The sequence below is a fragment of the Melaminivora alkalimesophila genome (assembly GCF_000282995.1).
Taxonomy (GTDB): domain Bacteria; phylum Pseudomonadota; class Gammaproteobacteria; order Burkholderiales; family Burkholderiaceae_C; genus Melaminivora; species Melaminivora alkalimesophila.
The window spans coordinates 1-8,967 of the sequence record NZ_ALEE01000062.1 but is presented as its reverse complement, the minus strand read 5'-3'; the positions used below and the strand labels follow the sequence as shown (position 1 = coordinate 8,967).

Below are 8,967 nucleotides of genomic sequence, written 5' to 3'. Positions count from 1 at the left end.
CTTAGGGGGTGTGGGTGCCGGTGGCTTGGCAGGCGCGGGCGGCGCCGGAGGCGGCGGCGCAGGCGCAGGCGGAGGAGGCGGAGCAATGAATTCGCTCAGCACGGCCACCGGCACGACCATCTGCGGCGGTTCCTGGCGCTCCAGCCCGGACTGCAGCGCCCACAGCGCCGCAGCGTGCAACGCCAGCACCGAGCCGGCGATCGCCACGTTGCGTCCGAGCAGGGCGGGGGAGGCGCCGTACCGGTCAGGAAGGGTCATGGGAAGAGGAAGGGGCGCATCCGCCCCGACAAGGGCGGCCGCAAGCGCAGGGCGCCCGGCTTGGAGGAAAAGGGGCTATCTGCGGGCGGCCCACCAGGCCGCACACAGGACGATGATCAGGCTGCCGACAAGGGCTGAGAGGGCGTGCATGTCTTGCCTTCCTGAAGGTGGGGGGCAAGCGGGCTGGCCTGGAGGAGGGCTTCATTGTGCAGCGCGGCAACCGGCTGCGTGGCGCAGCACTGGGCAACCACATCGCGTGCGCAGTCCTCGCATCGGCCGCACTGGGTGGCGACGCCGAGTTCGAACTGGATCTCATCGAAGCTCATTCCTGCCCGGGCATGGCGTGCGATCTCGCGGTCGGACACGCGGCGGCAAACACAGACGATCATGGGCGGTCGGGCAGCACTGGCTGGCTTGGTTGGAGGATGGAGGGATTATAAATGAGAATCCATCGCATTAACCTTCCGACCCTGATGCCCTGTCGGGCAAAGTCCACACCGAGGGACGGAGGCACAAAAAACCGGCCACGGGGGCCGGTCGGGGCAGCACCGAGCGCTTGCCTCTTACTTGACGTGCTTGCCGATCAGGCCCGCCATCTCGAACATCGACACCTGGGGCTTGCCGAACACTTCCTTGAGCTTGGCGTCGGCGTTGATCATGCGCTTGTTGCTCTCGTCCTGGAGCTTGTGCTCCTTGATGTAGACCCACAGCTTGCTGATGATCTCGGTGCGCGGCAGCGGGTCCTTGCCGACCACGGCGGCCAGGGCGGGACTGGGCGTCAGGGGCTTCATGAACGCGGCGTTGGGCGCGCGCTTCTTGGCGGGGGCCTCGGCCTTCTTTGCAGTTGCCATCTTGGGTGTTCCTTGGGTGGTGGGTGAATGGAGGCACCAGCGAGTGCTGGTGGCTCCACTGGTAGCGGCGATGCTACTGGCAAAAAAAGCGGCGTCCAAGGAGGAAGACGATTTTTGACGTGCGCGGATGCCCTGCGTGTGGCGCCGGCGACAATCGACGGCTCAACTGCCGGGCTTCCGGTTTCCTTTGGTTTCACATCCGAGGCACTTGCGCCATGCACCCTTCCCCTGCCGCCCCCTTGGGCACCTGCGACCTGTGTGACGCCCACAAGGGCGACGACAGTGGCGCCTTCCGCGTCCTGCCGCCTGTCTTCCCCAGTTTTGGCGGCGTGGCGGCCTTCGGCGGGCCGGTCGCCACGGTGAAGTGTTTCGAGGACAACTCGCTGGTGAAGGCGGCCGTCGAGACGCCCGGCGGGGGCCGCGTGCTGGTCGTGGACGGCGGCGGCTCGCTGCGCCGGGCGCTGGTGGGGGGCAACCTGGCGGCCAGCGCCGCGCGCAACGGCTGGGCCGGGCTGGTGGTCAACGGCTGCGTGCGCGATGCCGCGGAGCTGGCGGCCACGCCGGTGGGCATCCGCGCGCTGGCGTTGGTGCCGCTGCCCACAGAAAAGCGCGGCGAGGGCCAGGCGGACGTGGCGGTCCTGATCCAGGGCGTGCCGGTGCGGCCGGGCGACTGGCTGTATGCCGATGCCGACGGGATCGTGGTGAGCGACCGGGCGCTGGGCTGAGCGCGCGCCGGGTTTCAGCGCCGAGGCCGGCCCACGCGCAGGGCGGCACGCGAGGGGAAGCTCGCCAGCAGCACGCTCGCCAGCGCCACGCCGAAGGCCACCGCCTGCAGGGCGGTGAAGCGTTCCCCGAGGAAGGCGATGCCCACCACGGCGGCGCTGACGGGCAGGAACACCGTGAAGACGCCGGCCTGGGCGGCCGGCACCGATTTCAGCCCCGTCATCCACAACCACACGCTCCAGGTACACGCCGCGAGACCGTAGAACAGCAGCAGCAGCCAGGTGCCGGGGGCGATCGCCGCGAAGTCGAAACGCCAGGCAAGCCACAGGCCCGCTGGCGTGGCAAGCGCAAGACCCCACAGGTTGATGAGCGCCGTGATGCGCCGCGGACCGAGGGTGCCGGTGAGTTTCTTGCCGATCACCGAATAGGCGCCCTCGCACACCGAAGCCGCAACCAGCAGCAGGTAGCCGAGCCACATCCCGGGAGCAGGAGGCGCGGCCTCCGCGGCGGCAGCGGCCGGGGAGGCGGGCTGCGCCAGCGTGAACAGCGCGATGCCCGCGACCGCGCAGGCCACCGCCGCCCAGGTGCGCGGGGCGATGCGCTCGCGCAGGAACAGCCAGCTCATGACCGCCACGCAGGCCGGGATGGACGCCATCACCACGCCGGCCGATGCGGCGCTCGTCAGGCTCACTCCATAGATCATGAAGACGGTGAACAGAAAGTTGCCCAGCAACGCATGCAGGAACAGCAACGCCTGCGTCTGCCGGGTGAGGGGCGGCTCGTCGGGGGGCCGGCGCAGCCAGCCGAGCATCGCGACGCCGCCGATGCCAAAGCGCAGCCACGCCAGCAGGAACACCGGGAAGGCAGCCGCCAGGGGCTTGGACAGCGCCACGTAGGCGCCCACCAGGGACATGCTCAGGGCCAACAAGGCGTAGGCGAGGGGGCGGCTCGGAAGCGACACGGTCGGGGCAAAGAAAGGACTCCGGGCCGCATCATGCCGGCAATCGGGCGCAGGGGCGTTTTGCATCATATGAATGAACTTCCATCATGTGGAACGGGGGGCTTGCTGCGCTGCCGCAATTTTTCTCAATACAAGAAAAAAGTTTTCACCTGGAGAAAAGACTGCTCCAAGTCCTTGTGGCGTCTGCAAAAAATTTATGTCTTATATAAGACATAAGAAGTTGCGCAAGTCTTATAGAAGACTTAAAGTTCTTCCAACGGCGCTCCTGCGCTTCCCTGTCATCCCTTCCCTTCCCTGGAGAGCAACATGCCCGATTCCCTCAATGCACAACTCAGCCGCGAACAACAGATCGCTGCCCTGGAAAAAGACTGGGCGCAGAACCCGCGTTGGAAGGGCGTCAAGCGCGGCTACAGCGCCGCCGACGTGGTGCGCCTGCGCGGCAGCCTGCAGCCGGAGCACACCCTGGCGCGCCGCGGCGCCGAGAAGCTGTGGGAGAAGATCAACGGCGGCGCCAAGAAAGGCTATGTGAACGCCTTCGGTGCCATCAGCGCCGGACAGGCCATGCAGCAGGCCAAGGCCGGCCTGGAGGCCGTGTACCTGTCGGGCTGGCAGGTCGCCGCCGACGGCAACACCTCCGAGACCATGTACCCCGACCAGTCGCTGTACGCCTACGACTCGGTGCCGACCATGGTGCGCCGCATCAACAACACCTTCAAGCGCGCCGACGAGATCCAGTGGAGCCGCGGCCTCAACCCGGGCGATGAGGGCTTCATCGACTACTTCCTGCCCATCGTGGCGGACGCCGAGGCCGGCTTCGGTGGTGTGCTGAACGCCTTCGAGCTCATGAAGAACATGATCGCCGCGGGCGCCGCCGGCGTGCACTTCGAGGACCAGCTGGCAGCGGTGAAGAAGTGCGGTCACATGGGTGGCAAGGTGCTGGTGCCGACGCAGGAGGCCATCGAGAAACTGATCGCCGCGCGTTTTGCCGCCGACGTGATGGGCGTGCCGACCATCGTGCTGGCGCGCACCGACGCCGAGGCCGCCAACCTGATCACCAGCGACCACGATGCCAACGACAAGCCCTTCCTGACCGGCGAGCGCACGCAAGAGGGCTTCTACCGCGTCAAGAACGGCCTGGAGCAGGCCATCAGCCGCGGCGTGGCCTACGCCCCCTATGCCGACCTGGTGTGGTGCGAGACCGGCACGCCCGACCTGGGCTTCGCCCGCGAATTCGCCCAGGCCGTGCACGCTGCTTGCCCCGGCAAGCTGCTCTCCTACAACTGCTCGCCCTCCTTCAACTGGAAGAAGAACCTGGACGACAAGACGATTGCCAAGTTCCAGGACGAGCTCTCGGCGCTGGGCTACAAGTTCCAGTTCATCACCCTGGCGGGCATCCACATCAACTGGTACAACACTTTCCAGTTCGCCCATGCCTACGCCCGCGGCGAGGGCATGAAGCACTACGTGGAGATGGTGCAGGAGCCCGAGTTCGCGGCGCGCGAGAAGGGCTACACCTTCGTGAGCCACCAGCAGGAAGTGGGCGCCGGCTACTTCGACGACGTGACCACCGTGATCCAGGGCGGCTCGTCGTCCGTGAAGGCGCTCGAGGGTTCGACCGAGGAAGAGCAGTTCCATTGATGTCAGGCTCGCAGGCCCGCCCGGCACGCCGGCGGCGGGCCTGAAGGCAAGCTGCATGGCCGCTCGGAGACGGGCGGCCATTTTCTTTGGCAGTGCCCGGACAGCCACCGGCGGGCTGCCGGCCGTCAGCCCTCGCCTGGACAGAGCCGGCGCAGCGCCGCGCGGGTGGCCTCGTCGGCGGGGAAGAAGGACTCGATGGCCAGCTCCTGCAGGGTGACATCCACGGGCGTGCCAAAGACCGTGACGGTGCTGATGAAGCTCAGCAGGCCTGCCTCCGTGTGCAGGCGAAAGGGGACCGCGATCGGGCTCGGCAGCGCGTCCGTGTCGGCTGTCGCGGCTACCGGATAGGCGGCGAGCTCGTCCCGCAGCGCGCGCAGTTGCGCGTCGGACGTTGCCGCGAACTGCTGGTCCAGGCGGTGCAACAGGTGGGCGCGCCACTGCGCGGCGTTGGCCAGGCGCGCGCCCAGACCCTGCGGGTGCAGGCTCAGGCGCAGCACATTGACCGGCGGCTCGAGCAACTGCGGCGCCACACCCGACAGCAGCGGCGCCACTCCGGCGTTGGCTGCCACCAAGCTCCAGTGCCGGTCCACGGCGAGCGCGGGGTAGGGCGCATGGGCGCTGAGCACCTGCTGCACGGCCTAATGCCTGCATGGCCGCCTGGATCGCCCGCCGCCGCCCTCTCGCGCGCACCCTCATAAGCCTGGTGGCGCTGGGCAATGTGGCCTGGGCCGTGGGCTGTATTGCGCTGGCCACCGGGTCGTTCCTGCTATTGACCCGATGGGGCGTCGCGTGGCTGGCGGTGCAGGCTGTGGCGGTCCTGGTGCTGGCGGATCTGCAGTGGGTCGGGCTGCGCCACACCCGCGGCCCCGCGCACGCGCTGCGCCAAGCGGCTTGACGGCCTGGGCGGGGCCCGGCCGGACGTGCGGCCGTCCTTGCGCCAAGGCAGGGACGCAGGCCAGCAGGAAGCTCTCGATGGCCGCGGCGGGCGGGCGGCGAAGAGCCCGAAAAAGCCCGCTCGCAACCGCCAGCAAAATGATGTGGCGCCGTCAGCCGCCTAGCTTGCGCTGCTTCGTCCCGCCGCCACTGCGCCCCAGCGCCAGTCGGCGGTAGAGCGTCGCGCGGCTCAAGCCGAGCGCCCGGGCGGCTTCCTGTACGTTGCCGCGCGCCTCGCGCACCGCCTGGTGGATCAACTCGTCTTCCAGTGCCCTCAGGGTGGGCAGCGCACCGCCCCGTGCCGGCGTCCGGGAGGCGCCGGCGCGCTGGGCCGACAGCTGCACCCGCAGGCCCGACCACAGCGGCACCAGCGTCGGCTCCCGGCGCGCGTCCAGGTCGAACAGCGAAGTCCAGGGCAGGGCGAACAGCTCGCTGGCGTGCAGCGACCGGGCGCCGGCCTGCCGCAGGGCGGGCAGCATCTGCCGCGCAGCCTCGTTCGATCCCGTCACCTGGCCGTCCGCGTCCAGGCAGACCAGCCCGTGCGGCTCGGTGCGATCCGCGGCCTCCCAGCCCGGCGCCCAGGCCAGGCGCAGCTGCAAGGCGTGCCCGGTTGCCAGCACCAGCCGGTCGCTGATCCGGCGCGCTGCCTGGGCCGCCAGGTGGCGCAGCTCGGGGCGCTCGGCGACCAGCACGCCCGTCAGGTCGAGCATCCCGATGCAATCGCCATGCGGGGCGAAGATCGGCGCGCCGGCGCAGCTGTAGACGCTGTTGCTGCGAAAGAAGTGCTCGCCGCGGTGCAGCCACACGGGCGCCTGCTCGCTCAGGGCGGCGCCGATGGCGGTGGTGCCGACCTGCCGCTCCGACAGGTCCACGCCCACGCGGGCGAGGGCGAGGGCGTGCCGGTCGGCGTGGTCCACGCGGCCCGCGACCTCGATCACCACGCCGTGCGCGTTGGTCAGGAGCGCGAAGTAGCCCAGCGGCGCCACGGCGGCGCCCACCTGTTGCAATTGCGGCCGCGCGGCCGCCAGCAGGCCAGCGTGTTCCTGCGCCAGCCGGCTGCGCGCCGGGCGCTCCACCGGTTCGAAGGCCACGGCGCGTTCCGGCTCGTGGCCCAGCGCCAGGCAGCGCTGCCAGCTGCGCGCGATCCAGCTGCGCTCGCCCCAGCACAGGGCGGGCAGCGCGGCCGCACCGCCCGGCCCGGACAGTAGCGCGTCCCGGGCCAGGGCGATCTGTCGTTCGCGAGAGGAGTCGTGCATGGATGTCTCGCCCAGCGTTCCCGCCGCCGGTGGCACCAGCGGCGTGTCTCAATTTGAGAATTTCGCGCCGCCGGGCCGGCAAAGCAGGGCTAACCCTAGACCCGGGTGGCGCGATCGTTTTGAGAATGAAACCATTCTTGCCCGCATGCAAGGGTGCCCGTTTTCCCACGCAACCACAACGAGGAGATGCCCGCGATGAAGATCGAACTCAAGGTGAACGGCAGGCAGGTCAGCGCCGAGGTGCCGCCCAACACGCTGTTGGTGCATTTCCTTCGTGAGCATCTGCGCCTCACGGGCACGCACGTCGGCTGCGACACGGCGCAGTGCGGCGCCTGCACGGTGCTGGCCGATGGCCGCTCGATCAAGGCCTGCAACGCGCTGGCGGTGCAGATGCAGGGCGCGGAGATCACCACCATCGAGGGGCTGGCCGAGGCCGACGGGACGCTGCACCCGGTACAGGCGGCCTTCAAGGAATGCCACGGCCTGCAGTGCGGCTTCTGCACGCCGGGCATGGTGCTCAGCACGGTCGACCTGCTGGCGCGCCACCCGGACGCCGACGAGGCCGAGATCCGCGCTCAGCTGGAGGGCAACCTGTGCCGCTGCACCGGCTACCAGAACATCGTGCGCGCCGTGCAGACCGCGCAGCAATCGCTCGCCAGCGCCTGAGGCGCGATCTGGCCAAGGAGACACACATGGGTGCCAATGACTTTGCCAAGCTGCCGCACATCGGCGTATCGCTCAAGCGCAAGGAGGATGCGCGCTTCCTGACCGGGGCGGGCAACTACACCGACGACATCCAGCAGGCGAACCAGAAGTACGCCGCCTTCGTGCGCTCGCCGCACGCCCACGCACGCATCTGCGCGGTGGACACGGCCGCCGCCTCGGCCATGCCGGGCGTGCTGCGCGTCTTCACCGGCGCGGACATCGAGGGGAAGATGGGCGGGCTGCCCTGCGGCTGGCTGATCAGCAACCCGGACGGCTCGCCCATGAAGGAGCCCATGCATCCCATCCTGGCCATCGGGAAGGTGCGCTACGTGGGCGACCACGTGGCCCTGGTGGTGGCCGACACCCTGGAGCAGGCCAAGAACGCCGCCGAGGCGGTGGTGGTCGACTACGAGGAGCTGGCGCCCGTGATCGACATGAAGAAGGCCAAGGACGGCCCCGCGCTGCACGACGAGGCCCCCGACAACCACTGCTACAAGTGGACGCTCGGCGACAAGGCGGCGGTCGATGCCGCCTTTGCCGGGGCGGCGCACGTGAGCCGCATCGACCTGGTGAACAACCGCCTGATTCCGAACGCCATCGAGCCGCGTGCGGTGAACGCCAGCTACAACCGCGCGAGCGATGAATACACGCTGTACGTCGCCAACCAGAACCCCCACGTCGAGCGCCTCCTGATGACGGCCTTCGTGCTGGGCCTGCCCGAGCACAAGGTGCGCGTGATCGCGCCGGACGTGGGCGGGGGCTTCGGCTCGAAGATCTTCCTCTACGCCGAGGACGTGGCGCTGACCTGGGCGGCCAAGGAGCTCAACTGCGCCATCAAGTGGACCGCCGAGAGGAGCGAGTCCTTCCTGAGCGACTGCCACGGGCGCGACCACATCACGCACGCCGAGATGGCGATGGACCAGGAGGGGAGGTTCCTGGCGATGCGCGTGCACACCGACGCGAACCTGGGGGCCTACCTCTCGACCTTCGCCTCGGCCGTGCCCACGATCCTCTACGGCACGCTGCTGGCCGGCCAATACACCACGCCGCAGATCTATGTCGAGGTCGATGGCTGGTTCACCAGCACCGCGCCGGTCGATGCCTACCGCGGCGCCGGCCGGCCGGAGGCGACCTATGTGGTGGAGCGGCTGGTGACGCGCTGCGCCTGGGACCTGGGGCTGTCCCAGGACGAGATCAGGAGGCGCAACTTCATCACCCAGTTCCCCTACCAGACGCCGGTGGCGCTGCAGTACGACATCGGCGACTACCACGCCTGCATGGACAAGGCGCAGCAGCTGGCCGACGTGGCGGGCTTCGAGGCGCGGCGCAAGGAGAGCGAAGCCCGGGGCCTGAAGCGCGGCATCGGCTACAGCAGCTACATCGAGGCCTGCGGGCTGGCGCCGTCGAACATCGCCGGGGCGCTTGGCGCGCGTGCCGGCCTGTTCGAGGCCGGCGAGGTGCGCGTGCACCCCACCGGCAGCGTGACGGTGTTCACCGGTTCGCACAGCCACGGCCAGGGGCACGAGACGACCTTTGCCCAGCTGGTGGCCGCCCGCCTGGGGCTGGACCCGTCGCAGGTGGACATCGTGCACGGCGACACCGGCCGGGTGCCCTTCGGCATGGGCACCTACGGCAGGCGCCC

9 protein-coding genes and 2 pseudogenes are annotated in these 8,967 nt (G+C 69.2%); 5 read left to right on the top strand and 6 right to left on the bottom strand.

What is annotated here, in order from left to right:
• From A612_RS17595 to A612_RS00675, 3 genes and pseudogenes are all read right to left on the bottom strand, one after another.
• Nucleotides 1–258, bottom strand: a pseudogene (locus tag A612_RS17595) (energy transducer TonB); the annotation flags it as partial.
• Between the two features lie 116 nt (nucleotides 259–374).
• Nucleotides 375–647, bottom strand: a complete 273-nt coding sequence (locus tag A612_RS00680) for a (2Fe-2S)-binding protein (RefSeq protein ID WP_040435374.1) — start codon at nucleotides 645–647, stop codon at nucleotides 375–377.
• A gap of 174 nt (nucleotides 648–821) precedes the next feature.
• Nucleotides 822–1,109, bottom strand: coding sequence for an SWIB/MDM2 domain-containing protein (locus A612_RS00675; RefSeq protein ID WP_019372696.1), 288 nt, complete (start codon nucleotides 1,107–1,109; stop codon nucleotides 822–824).
• 215 nt (nucleotides 1,110–1,324) lie between these two features.
• On the opposite strand from A612_RS00675, the gene rraA reads away from it, so the two are divergent.
• The gene (gene rraA, locus A612_RS00670; RefSeq protein ID WP_040435372.1) at nucleotides 1,325–1,834 is read left to right on the top strand and encodes a ribonuclease E activity regulator RraA; all 510 of its coding nucleotides are present in this window, start codon (nucleotides 1,325–1,327) and stop codon (nucleotides 1,832–1,834) included.
• A gap of 14 nt (nucleotides 1,835–1,848) precedes the next feature.
• Here the strand turns inward: rraA and A612_RS00665 are convergent, their stop codons facing one another.
• Nucleotides 1,849–2,745: a DMT family transporter gene (locus A612_RS00665; RefSeq protein ID WP_051001385.1), complete on the bottom strand. Its 897-nt coding sequence runs from the start codon at nucleotides 2,743–2,745 to the stop codon at nucleotides 1,849–1,851.
• A gap of 354 nt (nucleotides 2,746–3,099) precedes the next feature.
• On the opposite strand from A612_RS00665, the gene aceA reads away from it, so the two are divergent.
• Nucleotides 3,100–4,431 (top strand): isocitrate lyase, encoded by a 1,332-nt coding sequence (gene aceA / locus A612_RS00660; RefSeq protein WP_019372693.1) that lies wholly within the window; start codon nucleotides 3,100–3,102, stop codon nucleotides 4,429–4,431.
• Between the two features lie 125 nt (nucleotides 4,432–4,556).
• Here the strand turns inward: aceA and A612_RS00655 are convergent.
• Nucleotides 4,557–5,069: pseudogene (locus A612_RS00655) on the bottom strand (MmyB family transcriptional regulator); the annotation flags it as partial.
• Between the two features lie 11 nt (nucleotides 5,070–5,080).
• On the opposite strand from A612_RS00655, the gene A612_RS00650 reads away from it, so the two are divergent.
• Complete coding sequence (locus A612_RS00650) at nucleotides 5,081–5,326, top strand: hypothetical protein (RefSeq protein ID WP_019372691.1); 246 nt, start codon at nucleotides 5,081–5,083, stop codon at nucleotides 5,324–5,326.
• A 151-nt stretch (nucleotides 5,327–5,477) separates the two neighbouring features.
• On the opposite strand, the gene A612_RS00645 is transcribed toward A612_RS00650, so the two are convergent.
• The gene (locus A612_RS00645) at nucleotides 5,478–6,620 is read right to left on the bottom strand and encodes a helix-turn-helix domain-containing protein (RefSeq protein WP_019372690.1); all 1,143 of its coding nucleotides are present in this window, start codon (nucleotides 6,618–6,620) and stop codon (nucleotides 5,478–5,480) included.
• 195 nt (nucleotides 6,621–6,815) lie between these two features.
• Between A612_RS00645 and A612_RS00640 the strand changes: the two genes are divergently transcribed.
• Both A612_RS00640 and A612_RS00635 read left to right on the top strand, forming a co-directional pair.
• On the top strand, nucleotides 6,816–7,286 hold the full coding sequence (locus tag A612_RS00640; protein ID WP_040435370.1) for a (2Fe-2S)-binding protein: 471 nt from the start codon (nucleotides 6,816–6,818) through the stop codon (nucleotides 7,284–7,286).
• Nucleotides 7,287–7,312: 26 nt separating this feature from the next.
• A partial coding sequence (locus A612_RS00635) for a xanthine dehydrogenase family protein molybdopterin-binding subunit (RefSeq protein WP_019372688.1) occupies nucleotides 7,313–8,967 on the top strand: 1,655 nt, incomplete at its 3' end.